Genomic DNA, 15,947 nt, shown 5'->3' on the forward strand with positions numbered 1-15,947 from the left:
CTCGACTACAGGTCGAAACGGTCCACGGCGCGACGCCGTTCATTGTCGTCGCGCACGTCGTAGTTGGCCGTGGTCTGGATGTTGCTGTGGTGCGCCAGTTTCTGGGCAATCGACAGATCGTGCTCTTCGATCACCCGGGTGATGAACGAACGCCGGAAATCATGGGGCATGATCTTCACCCCGACCTGGGTTCCACGCTGGCGGGCGATGTAATAGATCGCGTGCTTGGTAATGCGCTCGCGGGTGATATGGCTGCCACGGCGGATACGGTTGAACAGAAACGCGTCGTCGCTTTCGCCCTCGCTGAGCTGTGAACGGCGAAACTCCAGCCAGGCGTTGAGTTTGGCGAAGGCCCAGGCCGGCGCGTACTTGATCAGTTGTTTGTTGCCCTTGGCCGTGACGCACAGACTGCGCTCGGCGAAATCCACCTGGTTCAGGTCAAGGTCCACCGACTCCGACTTGCGCATGCCCGTGCCATACAACAGCGCAATGACCGCCGCATCCCGCAGCCCTTGCGGACGCGGATCCGCCGCGCAGACTTCCATCAACTCGTGGATCAACGTGCGTTTCAGATTGCGCCCCTGTGACAGCCGCGTGCCGGAAATCCCCTTGACCGAGCGCATCTTCAACAGATGATCCTGGCTGATCAGGCTCATGCGCCAGGCTTCGTTCATGACACCACGAATGGCGTTTACATAAAGTGAAGAGGTATTGGGAGCGTAGTTATCGGCACGCAATGCCGCGACTAACGCAACGACATCTTCCGGTTGCAGGGCGTGCCAGGGAATGTCCTCGACATTCATGTCTTCAAAGCCCAGACGGTCGGCGGCATCCTGCAGGACATAGCGCATGGTCAGTTGGCTGGAAGGTGCCAGACGCGCCAAATACAAGGACAAAGGATTACTTGCGATGGATTCTGAAGGGGTAACGGATAAGCTGCTCAAACGAAAGGCCTTGAGTAAAAACAGTCCAGCACAACAACTAACTACTGCAATGAACTTGATGTAAAGAAGAGTCTTTTAGTGGGACTTTCCAGATAAAGCCGCGCAAATCTGAACAACGGCTGTATGACTTTCAGATAAACGATTCGCCGACCGGTTTTTCATATTCCTTTCACAAAATCGGGAATAACCTACGCCAGATAGGTCCTCAGTCGATACCGCCCAACCTGCCGGGCAACGCCTGAAAAGTCAACCAACCCCCGACGTCATGCTTCCAAGCAACTCGTTGATGCAAAACCCGTTTTTTGTGTCTACGCTGGGATTGGATCCGATGAACAGATGGATCTGTCCATTTTTTTCGCAATGAGGTGTCCATGAGTCAGGCGTTTCTCCCCTTCTCTCGCCCGAGTATCGGCGACGAAGAAATTGCGGCCGTCGAACAGGTACTGCGTTCGGGCTGGATCACCACCGGGCCGAAGAACCAGGCACTTGAAGAACAGTTCGCGCAGTACGTGGGTTGCAGGCACGCCGTTGCCCTGTCCTCCGCCACCGGCGGAATGCACATCACGCTGCTGGCCCTGGGCATCGGCCCCGGCGATGAAGTCATCACGCCGTCGCAGACCTGGGTCTCCACCGCCAACATGATTTCCCTGCTGGGCGCCACACCGGTGTTCGTCGATGTCGACCGCGACACCCTGATGACCGACGCCGCCCGTATCGAAGCCGCCATCACGCCGCGCACCAAAGCCATCATTCCGGTGCACTATGCCGGCGCCGCGTTCGATCTGGATCCGCTGTACGCCCTGGCGGACAAGCACGGCATCCCGGTCATCGAAGACGCCGCCCATGCTGCCGGCACCCGTTACAAGGGCCGCCATGTCGGCTCCCATGGCACCGCGATCTTCTCGTTCCACGCGATCAAGAACATGACCTGTGCCGAAGGCGCGATGTTCGTCACCGACGACGAAGCCCTGGCCAGCCGCGTGCGCATGCTCAAGTTCCATGGTCTGGGTGTCGATGCCTACGACCGCCTGACCGGTGGCCGCAAGCCGCAGGCCCAGGTCATCGAACCCGGTTTCAAGTACAACCTGTCCGATATCAACGCCGCCATTGCCCTGGTGCAACTGCAGCGTCTGGACGCCATCAACGCCCGCCGCACCGAGCTGGCCGGTCAGTACCTGCACAAGCTCGAAGGCCTGCCGGTACAACCCCTGGCCGTGCCGCAATACGCCCAGCAACACGCCTGGCATCTGTTTATCCTGCGCATCGACAGCGAGCGCTGCGGGATGGATCGCGAAGCCTTCATGAAAGGCTTGCAGGAGCAAGGCATCGGCACCGGTATTCACTTCATCGCCACCCACCTGCACACCTGGTACCGCCAGCGTGACCCTGACCTGTATCTGCCCAACACCGAATGGAACTCGGCGCGGTTGTGCTCGATTCCGCTGTTCCCCGACATGACCGACCAGGATCTGGATCGTGTTGTCGGCGCCATCGCCACTCTTATGGACAAACGCTCGTGAGACCTTACCCGATTAAATGCGTGTCGATCGTCATCCCGGTCTACAACGAACAGGACAGTCTGCCTGAGCTGCTTCGGCGCACAGAAGCGGCTTGCGCCCAACTCAAACATGACTACGAAATCGTGCTGGTCGACGACGGCAGCCGCGACGAGTCGGCCAACATGCTCGAAGAAGCCGCCGGACGCGAAAACAGCCCGTTCGTGGCGGTCATCCTCAACCGCAACTACGGCCAGCATGCCGCGATCATGGCCGGTTTCGAGCAGTGCAAGGGCGACGTGGTGATCACCCTCGACGCCGACCTGCAGAATCCGCCGGAAGAAATTCCGCGCCTGGTGGCAGAAGCCGAGAAAGGCTATGACGTGGTCGGCACCGTGCGTGGCCATCGTCAGGATTCGGCGCTGCGCCGCTATCCGTCGAAACTGATCAACCTGGCGGTGCAACGCTCCACCGGCGTGGCCATGAGCGACTACGGCTGCATGCTGCGCGCCTACCGCCGCACCATCATCGACGCGATGCTGGCCTGCCGTGAACGCAGCACCTTCATCCCGATCCTGGCCAACAGCTTCGCCCGTCACACCACCGAAATCGTCGTGGCCCACGCCGAGCGTGAACACGGCGACTCGAAATACAGCCCGATGCGCCTGATCAACCTCATGTTCGATCTGGTCACCTGCATGACCACCACGCCGCTGCGTCTGTTGAGCATCGTCGGTTTCGCCATGGCGGGTCTGGGCGCGCTGTTCGCCGTTGCGCTGATCATTCTGCGCCTGGCGTTCGGTGCGGTCTGGGCCGGTGACGGCACGTTCGTCCTGTTTGCGGTGCTGTTCGTGTTCACCGGTGGCCAGTTCATCGGCATGGGTCTGCTGGGTGAATACCTGGGACGCATGTACAGCGACGTGCGCGCCCGCCCGCGCTTCTTCATTGAAAAGGTGTTGCGCAGCCAGCCGGCCTCCCCGGCGCCTGCGATCACCGTTGACGGCCTTACTTCCAATTCCACTTCCGATCAGGTTCTCTCATGAGTGCAAAAACTGTTGTCTTCGCTTACCACGATATTGGCTGCGCCGGCATTGAAGCCCTGCTTAACAGCGGCTATGACATTGCAGCAGTGTTCACTCACGCCGACGATCCGAAAGAAAACGCCTTCTACGCCTCGGTTGCACAGCTGTGCGCCAACAAGGGCATCCCGGTGCACGCGCCGGAAGACGCCAACCACCCGCTGTGGATCGAGCGCATCGCCAAACTCGACCCGGATTACATTTTCTCGTTCTACTACCGCAACCTGCTGAGCGAGCCGCTGCTGGCCCTGGCCAAAAAAGGCGCGTTCAACCTGCACGGCTCGTTGCTGCCACGCTACCGTGGTCGCGCACCGGCCAACTGGGTGCTGGTCAACGGTGAAACCGAAACCGGCGTTACCCTGCACCGCATGGTCAAGCGCGCCGATGCCGGCGCCATCGTCGCCCAGCATCGCGTGGCCATCGAGCGCAGCGACACCGGTCTGAGCCTGCACGCCAAACTGCGCACGGCCGCCAGCGACCTGCTGCGCGACACCCTGCCGAACATGCTGCAAGGCAAGATCACCGAAACCCCACAAGACGAATCCAAGGCCACCGTCTTCGGTCGCCGTACGCCGGCGGACGGCAAGCTGGTCTGGGCCAAGCCTGCCGAGCAGCTGTTCAACCTGGTTCGCGCCGTGACCCGTCCGTACCCGGGCGCCTTCTGCGCCGTGGGCGAGCACAAACTGATCGTCTGGAGCGCCGACGTCGTCAAGGGCAACGAAGGTCAGGCGCCGGGCCGCGTGATCAGCGTCGATCCGCTGCGCATTGCCTGCGGTGAAGACTCGCTGGTGATCAACGCCGGTCAGCGCAACGACAACGGTCTGTACCTGAGCGGCCCGCAACTGGCCAATGAACTGGGTCTGGTGGACGGTTCGCTGCTGCGCGGCGCCGAATCCGGTCGTGCGCCACGTCGCACCCGCGTACTGATCCTGGGCGTCAACGGTTTCATCGGTAACCACCTGTCCGAGCGCCTGCTGAGTGACGACCGTTACGAAGTCTATGGTCTGGACATCGGTTCCGACGCCATCGACCGTCTGCGCGACCACCCGCGTTTCCACTTCGTCGAAGGCGACATCAGCATTCACACCGAGTGGATCGAGTACCACATCAAGAAGTGCGACGTGGTCCTGCCGCTGGTGGCCATCGCCACGCCAATCGAATACACCCGCAACCCGCTGCGCGTATTCGAACTGGACTTCGAAGAGAACCTGAAGCTGGTTCGCTACTGCGTCAAGTACAACAAGCGCGTGATTTTCCCGTCGACCTCGGAAGTCTATGGCATGTGCCAGGACAAGAACTTCGACGAAGACAACTCCAACCTGATCGTCGGTCCGATCAACAAGCAACGCTGGATCTACTCGGTGTCCAAGCAACTGCTGGACCGTGTGATCTGGGCTTACGGTGCCAAGGGCCTGAACTTCACCCTGTTCCGTCCGTTCAACTGGATGGGCCCGCGTCTGGACCGTCTGGACTCCGCCCGTATCGGCAGCTCCCGCGCCATCACCCAGCTGATCCTGAACCTGGTGGAAGGCACCCCGATCCGCCTGTTCGACGGTGGCGAGCAGAAGCGTTGCTTCACTGACATCGCCGACGGCGTCGAGGCATTGGCCCGCATCATCGACAACGACAACGACGTCTGCAACGGCCAGATCATCAACATCGGCAACCCGGAAAACGAAGCGAGCATCCGTCAGCTGGCCGAAGAACTGCTGCGTCAGTTCGAAGCTCACCCGCTGCGCTCCAACTTCCCTCCGTTCGCTGGTTTCCGCGACGTGGAAAGCAAAGCGTTCTACGGTGCCGGTTACCAGGACGTGGAACACCGCAAGCCAAGCATTGCCAACGCCAAGCGCCTGCTGAACTGGGAGCCGACCGTGGAAATGCGCGAGACCATCGGCAACACCCTGGACTTCTTCCTGCGTGAAGCCATGCTCGAAATCGCGGACAAGCGTTGATGCAGGCAGGTCTTCGTATCGATGTCGACACCTACCGAGGCACCCGTGAAGGGGTGCCCCGGTTGCTGGAAATCCTCGACGAAGCGCAGGTCAAGGCAACGTTTTTCTTCAGTGTCGGCCCGGACAACATGGGCCGGCATCTGTGGCGCCTGATCCGTCCGCAATTCCTCTGGAAAATGCTGCGTTCCAATGCCGCCGGCCTGTATGGCTGGGACATCCTGCTGGCCGGCACCGCCTGGCCGGGCAAGCCGATCGGTCGCGACCTCGGGCACCTGATGCGTCAGGCCCGGGACGCCGGCCATGAAATCGGTCTGCACGCCTGGGATCACCATGGCTGGCAGGCCAATGCCGGGACCTGGAGTGACGCGCAACTGATCGAACAGATCCGTCGCGGCGTCGACACCCTGAGCGACATCATCGGCGAGAAGATCCAGTGTTCGGCCGCCGCCGGCTGGCGTGCGGACGAGCGTGTGGTCGAAGCCAAGGAAACCTTCGGTTTTCGCTACAACAGCGATTGCCGCGGGAATCGGCTGTTTCGACCCCTGCTGGCCGATGGTTCCGTGGGGGCACCGCAGATTCCGGTGGACATGCCGACTTTCGACGAGGTGGTCGGTCCGACCGTGGCGGCGAAGGATTTCAACGCTTTCATCCTGGACCGGTTCCATGCGGACAACCTCAACAACTACACCATTCATGCCGAAGTAGAAGGGATTCTGATGGCCGAAGAGTTTCGCCGTTTGCTGGCTGATGCACGCCAGCGAGAAATCGAGTTTCAGCCTCTGGGCGACCTGTTGCCCGAGTTTCTCAACACCTTGCCTGTCGGCCGTGTGCAACGTGGCGTTCTCGAAGGCCGTGAAGGCTGGCTGGGAGTGCAAGGCGCATGAGCAAACGCTGGGCATTGCCGCTGCTGATCGGATTGCTTCTGCTCGCCTACCTGCTGCCGCTCGGCACTCATGGTCTGTGGATTCCCGATGAAACCCGTTACGCCCAGATCAGCCAGGACATGCTGCTGAGCGGCAACTGGGTGTCCCCGCACTTCATGGGCCTGCGTTATTTCGAGAAGCCGATTGCCGGTTACTGGATGATCGCGCTGGGTCAGGAACTGTTCGGGCAAAACCTGTTTGGCGTGCGTTTCGCCTCGGCCCTCAGCACCGGTTTGAGTGTGCTGTTGTGCTTCCTGGTCGCCCGTCGCCTTTGGAACGAGCCGAGCAAAAGCTTCATCTGCGCCCTGCTCTACATGAGCTTCACGGTGGTTGCCGGTCAGGCGGGTTATGCCAACCTCGATCCGCAGTTCACTTTCTGGGTCAACCTGAGCCTCGTCGCCCTGTGGTTTGCCGTCGACAGCCACAGCACCCGGCAACGGGTAATCAGCTGGGCGGTCCTGGGGCTGGCCTGCGGCATGGGGTTCATGACCAAGGGTTTTCTCGCCTGGCTGCTGCCGGTGCTGATCGCCCTGCCCTGGATGCTCTGGCAGAAACGCTGGCGTGAACTGTTGATCTACGGTCCGGTGGCGGTTGTCGTGGCGATCGTCGTCAGCCTGCCGTGGGTGCTGGCCGTGCACAGTCAGGAACCGGATTACTGGCGGTTCTTCTTCTGGCACGAACACATCCGCCGCTTCGCCGGTGACGATGCCCAACACGACGCGCCCTGGTGGTTCTACCTGCCCTTGCTGGTTGCCTTCAGCCTGCCGTGGGTCGGCATGCTGGTGCCGGCGTTCAAGCAAGCCTGGCAGACCCGTACCCAACCGGGCATTGCCTTCCTGCTGTTGTGGCTGGTGATGCCATTGGCCTTTTTCAGTACGGCCAATGGCAAGCTGCCGACCTACATCCTGCCGTGCTTGCTGCCGCTGGCGCTGTTGCTGGGTCATGCCCTCGCCGACCGACTGCGTCTGGAACAGGGCCGGGCACTGAGCGTCAATGGCCTGCTTAACCTGGTGCTGGGTGTCGTCACGCTGATCGCACTGGTTTACCTGCAATTGAAAAAACCGGTGTACGACCACGAACTGCACAGCATGGTGCTGGTGTTCATTGCCCTGATCGGCTGGATCATCGCCAACCTCGCGCAGGCGTTTCTGCCGCTGCAGTGCTGGGCCGCTCCGGCGCTCGGCAGTCTGCTGCTGGTCGGCGTGCTGCCGGCCGCGTTGCCGAAGTCGGTGGTGGCCAACAAGACACCGGACCAGTTCATCCTGCATCACCTCGATGAACTGTCCGGCACCACGCACCTGCTGAGCAACGATCTCGGTGCCGCCTCGGCACTGGCCTGGCGTCTGAAGCAACCCAAGGTGGCGTTGTACAACACCGTGGGTGAGCTCAAGTACGGCCTGAGCTATCCCGAAGGCGCGCAGCAGCGGATCACCACCGATGAAGTCCAGCAGTGGGTACGCGATGCCCGCCGCACCGGCTCGGTCGGCGTGGTCATGCGGGTCAAGGGTGACGACGAACTGCATGAAGTCGACCTGCTGCCCAAGGACGGCACCCGTTACGAGCAAGGCAACCTGGTGATCATCGTCCTGCCCAAGGATCCGTCATGAGCGGGTTGCTGTTACTGACCGCGTGTCTGCTGACGTGCCTGGGCCAGGTTGCACAGAAGTACGCGGTGGAGAGTTGGCGCGGTGTCGACTCGTCCTGGGCCGACAAAGTGCGCTCGCCCTGGCTGTGGCTGGCACTGTTCGCGCTCGGTTCGGGCCTGCTGGTCTGGCTGCTGGTGCTGCAACGCCTTGAAGTGGGCATCGCTTACCCGATGCTCAGCCTCAACTTTGTGCTGATCACCCTGATCGCGCGTTTCGTGTTTCGCGAACCGATCGATCGCCGGCACTGGATCGGCGTGGCACTGGTGATCGGCGGTGTGGCACTGCTGGGGCAGCAGTCATGAGTCAGGGACGCGGAATCGGCTTCGCTCTGGGCAGCGTCTTGCTGGTCAGCAGCGCCCAGCTGGGCATGCGCTGGAGCATGACGCGCCTGCCGCAGCCGGAACAATGGTTGGCCGCCCTGAGCACCGGCAATGTCGATCTCTCGGCACTGGCGGTGGTGTTCACGGCCATCGTTGCCTATGCACTGTCGATGCTCTGCTGGCTCGCCGCCCTGCGTGACCTGCCGCTGGGCCGGGCCTACTCGCTGCTGAGCATCAGCTATGCGCTGGTTTATCTGCTGGCGGCCAGTCTGCCGCTGTTCAACGAATCGTTCAGTTTCACCAAATCGCTGGGCGTGGCACTGGTCATGCTCGGTGTCATCACTATCAACACTCGTCCGGCACAAGCGCCCGATTTGAGGAGTGCTCCATGAAAATCACAGTATTTGGAAGCGGTTACGTCGGCCTGGTGCAAGCCGCGGTTCTGGCCGAGGTCGGCCATGATGTCGTGTGCATGGATATCGATCAGAAGAAGGTCGAGCTGCTCAGCCAGGGTCACGTCAGCATCTTTGAACCCGGGCTTTCCGGCCTGGTCCGTGAAGGCCTGGATTCCGGTCGCCTGCACTTCACTTCCGATGAAAAAACCGCCGTGCTTCACGGTCGCGTCGCCTTCATCGCCGTGGGCACACCGTCCAGCGAAGATGGCTCGGCCGACCTCAAATACGTGCTGTCGGTGGGTGATGCGGTCGCCCGCCATCGCGAACAGCCGCTGATTCTGGTGGAAAAATCCACCGTGCCGGTCGGCACCGGCGACACCCTGCGCGCCCATATCCAGGCCGCACTGGACAAGGCCGGTCGTACGCTGCAATTCGATATCGTCTCCAACCCGGAATTCCTCAAGGAAGGCTCGGCGGTCTCCGACTGCCGTCGTCCGGACCGCATCGTCATCGGCTGCGAAGGCGATGAAGTGCGCGACGTGATGCGCGACCTGTACTCGCCGTTCAACCGCAACCATGACCGCATCATGTTCATGGACCTGCGCAGTGCCGAGCTGACCAAATACGCCGCCAACTGCATGCTGGCGACCAAGATCAGCTTCATCAATCAGATCGCCGAGCTGGCCGAACACCTGGGCGCCGATATCGAGTCGGTCCGTCAAGGCATCGGTGCGGACACGCGCATCGGCTACCACTTCATCTATCCGGGCTGCGGCTACGGCGGCTCTTGCTTCCCCAAAGACATGCGTGCGCTGATCCACAGTGCAGAGCAAGCCAACTGCTCCAGCGACCTGCTGCAAGCGGTCGAAGCGATCAACGAGCGTCAGAAGCACAAGCTGTTCGACCGCATCAATGCGTTCTACAGGGGCGAGTTGCGCGGCAAGACTTTCGCCCTGTGGGGCCTGGCATTCAAGCCGAACACCGACGACATGCGCGACGCACCAAGCCGAGTCCTGCTCGACTCGCTGTTCGCCGCCGGCGCCAGCGTTCGCGCCTTCGACCCGGAAGCGATGCAGGAAACCCAGCACCTGTACCCGAACGAAGAAAAACTGATGCTGATGGGCACCCCTGAATCGGTACTGTCCGGGTCCGACGCACTGATCATCTGCACCGAATGGCAGCAGTTCAAGGCGCCGGATTTCGACCTGATCCAGCAACGCCTCAAGAATCCGGTGATCTTCGACGGCCGCAACCTGTATGACGCCGATCGTCTGGCGCGCAATGGCTTCAAGTACTTCCCGATCGGTCGAGGGGATTCGCGCAAGCTGCCGATGCCGCTGCATCAATGGTCCAACACTGCGGACGTCGCTTGATTACGTTGTCGCCTGCCATCCGCCGGCAGTCCCTGATCGCAGGGCTGCTGGCACTGTTGTTGTTTATCGCCGGGGTTTATGGACAGGCACCCATCGGCTTTGATTCACGCTTTGTACTGTTTGCCCAGGAAATGTTGCGACACGGGCCGACGGTATTTCCGACCACCTACGGCGAGCCTTACGCCGATTATTCGGCATTGTCGACGTTGTTCATCTGGCTGTTGGCGTTGCCTTTCGGCGCGATCAATACCCTGACCGCCTGGCTGCCCAGCGCCATCGCCGGCGGGGTGATCGTGATGCTGATGTACCGCCTGCTGGCGGTGCATTCGCAGCGCTGGGCATTGATCAGCATTGCGCTGCTGATGCTCACCAGCACCTTCATCACGGAAGTCCGCGCCGTGTCGCAAGACCTGATGCTGGCCGCTGTGGCGCTGTCGGTGTTCTACCTGGGTTACGCTCACGACCACTTTGGCTCCGGTCGGCGCTGGCCGCTGATCTTTGCCCTGTTGCTGCTCGGCTTTGGCATTCGCGGGCCGATCGGGCTTGTGGTGCCGACCGGCATGCTCTGCAGTTATTACCTGCTCGATCGCCAGTGGACCCGGCTGTTCGTGTTCGGTGTGCTGGCGTCGATCCTGCTCGCAGTGTGCGTGGGGCTGCTGTTGTGGCTGGCCAGACTCAGCGGTGGCGAGGCTTTCCTGCAAGACGTGATCCGCATGCAGTTCATGGGGCGCATGGATGGCAGCGAAGGTGTCAGCGGTTCGCTTTATTACTTCACCAGTTCGCTGGGCAACTACGCGCTGGCGTATCCGCTGGCGCTGGTGGTACTGGCGGCGGCGTGGCTGAGCAAACCGCATCAGCGCGGGCCGGCATTGCGTCTGGTGCAATACTGCGCAGCCGCCGGACTGATCGTCATGGTCGGCCTGTCGATTCCGCAGGCGAAGAAGGCGCGCTACCTGCTGCCGATGCTGCCGATGGCGGCGATCATCGCGGCGTATCCGTTCCAGGTGGCTCACGGTCGAGTGTTTGCGTGGCTGCGCGGCATCATTCAGGCGCTGTGGCTGCTGACGCCGCTGTTGCTGATCGTTGCCCTGCTGGTCGCTCGACGCAAATTCCCCGAACTGTTGAGCGGTGTGATGCCGGTACTGATCGTGCTGGGCCTGTTGCAGCTGCTGGCGCTGTCCCGACTGTGGAAACCGCGCTGGCGTGCCGAAGTGTTGGCGTTGAGTTCGGTACTGGCGTTGTGGGTGGTCTACGCGGCGGTGTTCGAGCCGGTGGAGCGCGCGCTCTACGACACCCGCGCCTTCAGCCGCGCCGCGTTCGCCCAGGTCCAGCAGAACCCGGCACCCCTGGTGCTGCATGGCATGGGCAAGGACGCCAAGGCGATCAAGTTCATGGTCAACGTCGAACAGGACCTGCAACCGCAGTTCACCGAAACCGTTCAGCAACTGGAATCATTGAAGGGGCCGGCCTGGCTGATCATGGACAGCAAGGACCTGCAGTCGCTGCAAGGCACGCCGTTGGCCAGTCTGCAACCGGTACTGAGCGGTCGCTTCGACAAGAACGATTACGTGCTGTTGTACCTGAAACCCTTGTAGACCTCGTTGAAGGCTGCGATCTTTCCGTGTTTCCGCATCAGAAGATCGCAGCCCTCGATGACCCTTTCCATTCGCTCTGCCCGTCCCGCCGACGCTGCCGCCCTCCCCGCCATCGAGCGTTCGGCCGCTGCACTGTTTCGCCTCGATCCTGCATTGGCCTGGCTGGCAGACAGTGACGTACCCGACGCCGCGCATCATTTGCAGGCCATCGAGCAGGGACATGTATGGATAGCAGAAAATACTGTCGGACAACTTGCCGGTTTTTTAAGGGCCGTTGAAATCGACAACCAGTTGCACGTCGAAGAGCTGTCCGTCAGCCAACACTTTCAGGGCCAGGGCATCGGTCGCAAGTTACTGTCGGGCGTGATTGAACACGCGCGACGGCAGCAACTTGAGGCGGTCACGTTGACCACTTTCCGCGACCTGCCGTGGAATGCGCCGTTTTATCAACGCATGGGTTTTGTGCCATTGAACGAAGTGGATGCCGGGCCGCGTTTGATCGAGGTACTCAGCGACGAAATCGCCCACGGTTTGCCCGGTGAGCGACGTTGCGCGATGCGATTGATGCTCGGCTGAATTACAACGGCGCTTTCAGATCAACGCCCAACGCCTGAGCGAACGCCTTCACCAACGGACTGCGCACGGTGTTGTGACGCAGGATCAGATTGAACGGCGTGGCGATGTTGATTCGCTCCGGCAGCACTGCGCGAAACTGCCCCGCCGCCACCAGCGTGGCCGCGTAATGCCGGGGCAGGAAGCCTACGAAGCGCCCGGTCTTGATCAGCAGCGCAACGGCTTCGACCTGGGTCGCCGAGGCGGAAAAACTGTCGTAGCGGGCAAAATTGAGTTTGTCGCGATGAATCGCGTAGCGGTGGTTGATGCACTCGTAATCCTGCAGCACGTCGCTGTTCATTTGTGCTTCCGGCATGTCGAACAGCGGATGGCCGACAGCGCAGTAAACCTCCGAACGTTCTTCATATAACGGGTAATAATCAAACTCTTCTCGTTTTTGATAAACCGGCACTATTCCCGCCACCAGGCGCCCTTCTACCACGCCTCTTTCCACCTCATCCAGCTGGGTGGCCTGAAGTTGAAATCTTACTTTCGGCGATTCTTCATTTATCTTTTTAAGCGCAGCAACTAACGGTGAATTAAGGTCGCTGATCGTATTATCAATAACGCCCACACCAAGGTCGCCGATAAGTTCGTTCTGCGCTGAACTAAGCCGATCCCGAAAGTTGTCGACCGACGCAAACAGGTCAATCGACGCCTGATACACCAGACGCCCTTCCTCGGTCAGGTGAAATCCCTCGCGCCCCCGGGTACACAGACGCATGCCGATGCGGATTTCCAGGTCGGAAATCTGCTTGCTGATGGCCGCAAGGCCCACGTTCAGCTCATTTTGCGCGGCGCTGAAACCTCCCGCTTCGACCACGGCCTTGAACACCTTGAGCAGTTTGAAATCCAGTCCGCTGAGGGCCAGTGGCGCTCGGTGAGCCGTTTTCAGCGGCGGGTTTCCGGAATTGGAAAGTGGGGTTTCCATAATGCTGATTTACCTCTGGCGCAATGTTCAACAATCTGTGTCCAACAACAAAAACATCGCCGGCTAATAATAATGATCACAGAAAACAAGCCTTGGCAACCGCCAAAAAATCCCGAACATCAGTGCCAACTCACTGGTCGCCAAACATTAAAAGCTGACACTTCGATCAGCTCTTGTCTCTTTGCAACTGCCCTCTTGAAACTGCTTTGACCTGATTCCGTCTGCTGATTGTTCGGCACGATCTTTCAGGGCCATGCACACCGATTTCAGTTCGCGTTACCGACGAGGAAAACAACAAATGTCTCAAACCACCGACCGTCTCTGGGGTGCTCGTTTCAAAAGCGGCCCGTCCGCAGCCCTGGCGGCGCTCTCCCGTTGCCCCGAGCGCTATTTCCGCCTGACGCCGTACGATCTGGCCGGCTCCAAGGCTCACGCCGGGGAGCTGCAACGTGCCGGCCTGCTCGACGAGCAGGAAACCCGTACGATGATCGAAGCCCTGGACGGCATCGGTGCCGATTTCGCTGCCGGGCGCATCGCCCCGACGCTGGACGACGAAGACGTTCACACCTTCATCGAGCGCCTGTTGACCGAACGCCTCGGCGCTCTGGGCGGCAAGTTGCGCGCGGGCCGCTCGCGCAACGACCAGACCGCCAATGATCTGCGCCTGTTCCTGCGGGATCACGTGCGTACCCTGGCCGTGGAAGTGCTGGCTCTGCAATCGGCGCTGGTGGATCAGGCTGAACAGCACGTCGAAAGCATTTGCCCGGGCTTTACCCACTTGCAGCAGGCGCAGCCGATCGTGTTCGCCCATCACCTGCTGGCCCACGCGCAATCGATGCTGCGTGACGTGCAACGACTGGTGGACTGGGACGCCCGCACTTCGCTGTCGCCACTCGGTGCTGCAGCCATGGCCGGTTCCGCCATCGCTCGCCAGCCGCAGCAATCAGCCAAGGAAATGGGTTATGCCGGGGTCTGCGAGAACTCCATCGACGCCGTGGCCAGCCGCGATCACATCGCCGAGTTCCTGTTCATCGCCAGCATGCTCGGGATCAACATCTCGCGTCTGGCCGAAGAATTCTGCCTGTGGTCGTCGCGCCAGTTCCGCTGGGTCGATCTGGACGACGCCTACGCCACCGGCAGTTCGATCATGCCGCAGAAGAAAAACCCGGACATCGCCGAACTGGCACGAGGCAAGGCCGGCCGCCTGATCGGCAACCTGACCGGCCTGCTCTCGACGCTCAAGTCCCTGCCGCTGTCGTACAACCGCGACCTGAGCGAGGACAAGAACGGCGTGCTCGACAGCGTCGACACCCTGCTGCTGGTGCTGCCGGCGATGGCCGGAATGGTCGCGACCATGACCGTCAACGTCGAGGAGTTGCGGCGCCAGGCGCCGCTGGGTTTCACCCTCGCCACCGAAGTCGCCGACTGGCTGGCGGTACGTGGCGTGCCGTTCAAGGAAGCCCACGAAATCACCGGGGCGCTGGTGCAGGCCTGCGAAAAACACAGCCTCGAATTGTGGGAAGCCTCGCCGGCGCTGCTGGCCGAGATCGACCCGCGCCTGACGGCAGATGTGCGCGACAGCCTGACCCTGGAAGCCGCCATCGCTGCCCGCAACGGTTGGGGCGGCACCGCGCCGCAACAGGTGCGCGAGCAGATCAGCCGCTTGAAAACCGCCCTCGCCGCGCAGCAACAGTGGACCGAAAACTACCAGGGCTTCCGCCTCTGAGCCGGATCCCCCTCCCACCGGGAGGGGGTTGATCGAAAAGTACAGTGTACGGAGAAACAACATGAGCCAGACTCAGGCAGAACGACTCCAGGCGGAGCGCAAACTGGCGGAAAACCAGTTCGACATCACTCAGTACCAGCATGTGCCACGGCGCTATTACGGGCGGATCTTCTTCGCCACGCTGATTGTGATCGCGATCATTGGCCTGGTACGGGCCTTCGCCGAAGGCAAGATCGAATGGTCGTACATCGGCCAGTTCCTGACTTCCGAAGCGATCATGTGGGGGCTGCTCAACACGATCATCATGGCCGTGCTGGCCATGGCGCTGGGCATCGTGTTCGGGGTGATCACTGCGATCATGCGCATGTCGGCCAACCCGATCCTGCGCTACGTGGCGCTGACCTACACCTGGCTGTTTCGCGGTACGCCGCTGATTCTGCAACTGCTGTTGTGGTTCAACCTGGCGCTGATCTTCCCCACCATCGGCATTCCCGGCCTGTTTGAACTCGACACCGTGAGCCTGATGACGCCGTTCGTGGCCGCCCTGCTCGGCTTGAGCATCAACCAGGGCGCCTACACCGCTGAAGTGGTGCGTGCCGGCCTGCTGTCGGTGGACACCGGCCAGTACGAAGCGGCCAAGTCGATCGGCATGCCGCGCCTGCAGGCGCTGCGCCGGATCATCCTGCCGCAGGCCATGCGCATCATCATTCCACCGGTCGGCAACGAATTCATCGGCATGGTGAAAATGACCTCGCTGGCGAGCGTGATCCAGTACTCGGAACTGCTCTACAACGCCCAGAACATCTACTACGCCAACGCCCGGGTCATGGAGCTGCTGATCGTCGCCGGTATCTGGTACCTGGCCACCGTTACCGTCCTGTCCTTTGGTCAAAGCCGTCTGGAGCGTCGTTTCGCTCGCGGCGCCGGCAAGCGCTCGTAAGCCGCGCAGGAGAAT

The 15,947-nt window shown here is 61.1% G+C and carries 14 protein-coding genes and 1 pseudogene; 13 read left to right on the forward strand and 2 right to left on the reverse strand.

What is annotated here, in order from left to right; translation table 11 throughout:
- Positions 1–5: 5 nt before the first annotated feature.
- Positions 6–911 (reverse strand): tyrosine recombinase XerC, encoded by a 906-nt coding sequence (gene xerC, locus NWV16_RS14320; protein WP_312846932.1) that lies wholly within the window; start codon positions 909–911, stop codon positions 6–8.
- On the opposite strand from xerC, the gene NWV16_RS14325 reads away from it, so the two are divergent.
- The 11 genes and pseudogenes from NWV16_RS14325 to NWV16_RS14375 all read left to right on the forward strand — a co-directional run bounded on the left by NWV16_RS14325 (position 850) and on the right by NWV16_RS14375 (position 12,299).
- On the forward strand, positions 850–1,008 hold the full coding sequence (locus tag NWV16_RS14325) for a hypothetical protein (RefSeq protein WP_260519570.1): 159 nt from the start codon (positions 850–852) through the stop codon (positions 1,006–1,008). The two genes, xerC and NWV16_RS14325, sit on opposite strands and share 62 nt — an antisense overlap.
- A 307-nt stretch (positions 1,009–1,315) precedes the next feature.
- Positions 1,316–2,464 carry a UDP-4-amino-4-deoxy-L-arabinose aminotransferase gene (arnB, locus tag NWV16_RS14330; protein ID WP_260519571.1) on the forward strand — a complete coding sequence of 383 codons (1,149 nt, stop codon included), beginning with the start codon at positions 1,316–1,318 and terminating at the stop codon, positions 2,462–2,464.
- Positions 2,461–3,483, forward strand: coding sequence for an undecaprenyl-phosphate 4-deoxy-4-formamido-L-arabinose transferase (arnC, locus tag NWV16_RS14335; protein WP_260519572.1), 1,023 nt, complete (start codon positions 2,461–2,463; stop codon positions 3,481–3,483). The genes arnB and arnC overlap by 4 nt, the downstream gene beginning before the upstream one ends.
- Entirely contained in the window at positions 3,480–5,471 is a 1,992-nt protein-coding gene (gene arnA / locus NWV16_RS14340) for a bifunctional UDP-4-amino-4-deoxy-L-arabinose formyltransferase/UDP-glucuronic acid oxidase ArnA (RefSeq protein ID WP_260519573.1), read from the forward strand. Before arnC ends, arnA begins: the two co-directional genes overlap by 4 nt.
- Positions 5,471–6,355: a 4-deoxy-4-formamido-L-arabinose-phosphoundecaprenol deformylase gene (gene arnD / locus NWV16_RS14345; protein WP_260519574.1), complete on the forward strand. Its 885-nt coding sequence runs from the start codon at positions 5,471–5,473 to the stop codon at positions 6,353–6,355. Before arnA ends, arnD begins: the two co-directional genes overlap by 1 nt.
- A complete protein-coding gene (gene arnT, locus NWV16_RS14350) occupies positions 6,352–8,001 on the forward strand; it encodes a lipid IV(A) 4-amino-4-deoxy-L-arabinosyltransferase (protein WP_260519575.1) in 1,650 nt (549 codons plus the stop codon). Before arnD ends, arnT begins: the two co-directional genes overlap by 4 nt.
- On the forward strand, positions 7,998–8,342 hold the full coding sequence (gene arnE / locus NWV16_RS14355; RefSeq protein ID WP_260519576.1) for a 4-amino-4-deoxy-L-arabinose-phosphoundecaprenol flippase subunit ArnE: 345 nt from the start codon (positions 7,998–8,000) through the stop codon (positions 8,340–8,342). The genes arnT and arnE overlap by 4 nt, the downstream gene beginning before the upstream one ends.
- The gene (gene arnF / locus NWV16_RS14360; RefSeq protein WP_260519577.1) at positions 8,339–8,752 is read left to right on the forward strand and encodes a 4-amino-4-deoxy-L-arabinose-phosphoundecaprenol flippase subunit ArnF; all 414 of its coding nucleotides are present in this window, start codon (positions 8,339–8,341) and stop codon (positions 8,750–8,752) included. Before arnE ends, arnF begins: the two co-directional genes overlap by 4 nt.
- Positions 8,749–10,130: pseudogene (locus NWV16_RS14365) on the forward strand (UDP-glucose dehydrogenase family protein); the annotation flags it as partial. The gene arnF and the pseudogene NWV16_RS14365, both read left to right, overlap by 4 nt.
- Positions 10,125–11,723 (forward strand): ArnT family glycosyltransferase, encoded by a 1,599-nt coding sequence (locus tag NWV16_RS14370; RefSeq protein WP_260523528.1) that lies wholly within the window; start codon positions 10,125–10,127, stop codon positions 11,721–11,723. The pseudogene NWV16_RS14365 and the gene NWV16_RS14370, both read left to right, overlap by 6 nt.
- Before the next feature lie 57 nt (positions 11,724–11,780).
- A complete protein-coding gene (locus tag NWV16_RS14375; protein WP_260519578.1) occupies positions 11,781–12,299 on the forward strand; it encodes a GNAT family N-acetyltransferase in 519 nt (172 codons plus the stop codon).
- A gap of 1 nt (position 12,300) precedes the next feature.
- Here NWV16_RS14375 and NWV16_RS14380 read toward each other — a convergent pair whose 3' ends face one another.
- Positions 12,301–13,266 carry a LysR family transcriptional regulator gene (locus tag NWV16_RS14380; protein WP_260519579.1) on the reverse strand — a complete coding sequence of 322 codons (966 nt, stop codon included), beginning with the start codon at positions 13,264–13,266 and terminating at the stop codon, positions 12,301–12,303.
- 298 nt (positions 13,267–13,564) lie between these two features.
- On the opposite strand from NWV16_RS14380, the gene argH reads away from it, so the two are divergent.
- Both argH and NWV16_RS14390 read left to right on the forward strand, forming a co-directional pair.
- Entirely contained in the window at positions 13,565–14,992 is a 1,428-nt protein-coding gene (argH, locus tag NWV16_RS14385) for an argininosuccinate lyase (RefSeq protein WP_260519580.1), read from the forward strand.
- A 61-nt stretch (positions 14,993–15,053) separates the two neighbouring features.
- Positions 15,054–15,932 (forward strand): amino acid ABC transporter permease, encoded by an 879-nt coding sequence (locus tag NWV16_RS14390; RefSeq protein WP_096821468.1) that lies wholly within the window; start codon positions 15,054–15,056, stop codon positions 15,930–15,932.
- Positions 15,933–15,947: the final 15 nt, after the last annotated feature.

Origin of the sequence: Pseudomonas sp. BW7P1 (assembly GCF_024981055.1) — a bacterium.
Taxonomy (GTDB): Bacteria; Pseudomonadota; Gammaproteobacteria; order Pseudomonadales; family Pseudomonadaceae; genus Aquipseudomonas; species Aquipseudomonas bananamidigenes.

What these genes read in the sequence shown, in the direction of transcription:
- NWV16_RS14325 (WP_260519570.1), top strand. Translation starts at nt 850, where the DNA reads ATGGTCAGTTGGCTGGAAGGTGCCAGACGCGCCAAATACAAGGACAAA.
- arnB (WP_260519571.1), top strand. Translation starts at nt 1,316, where the DNA reads ATGAGTCAGGCGTTTCTCCCCTTCTCTCGCCCGAGTATCGGCGACGAA.
- arnA (WP_260519573.1), top strand. Translation starts at nt 3,480, where the DNA reads ATGAGTGCAAAAACTGTTGTCTTCGCTTACCACGATATTGGCTGCGCC.
- arnD (WP_260519574.1), top strand. Translation starts at nt 5,471, where the DNA reads ATGCAGGCAGGTCTTCGTATCGATGTCGACACCTACCGAGGCACCCGT.
- arnT (WP_260519575.1), top strand. Translation starts at nt 6,352, where the DNA reads ATGAGCAAACGCTGGGCATTGCCGCTGCTGATCGGATTGCTTCTGCTC.
- arnE (WP_260519576.1), top strand. Translation starts at nt 7,998, where the DNA reads ATGAGCGGGTTGCTGTTACTGACCGCGTGTCTGCTGACGTGCCTGGGC.
- arnF (WP_260519577.1), top strand. Translation starts at nt 8,339, where the DNA reads ATGAGTCAGGGACGCGGAATCGGCTTCGCTCTGGGCAGCGTCTTGCTG.
- NWV16_RS14375 (WP_260519578.1), top strand. Translation starts at nt 11,781, where the DNA reads ATGACCCTTTCCATTCGCTCTGCCCGTCCCGCCGACGCTGCCGCCCTC.
- NWV16_RS14380 (WP_260519579.1), bottom strand. Translation starts at nt 13,266, where the DNA reads ATGGAAACCCCACTTTCCAATTCCGGAAACCCGCCGCTGAAAACGGCT.
- argH (WP_260519580.1), top strand. Translation starts at nt 13,565, where the DNA reads ATGTCTCAAACCACCGACCGTCTCTGGGGTGCTCGTTTCAAAAGCGGC.
- NWV16_RS14390 (WP_096821468.1), top strand. Translation starts at nt 15,054, where the DNA reads ATGAGCCAGACTCAGGCAGAACGACTCCAGGCGGAGCGCAAACTGGCG.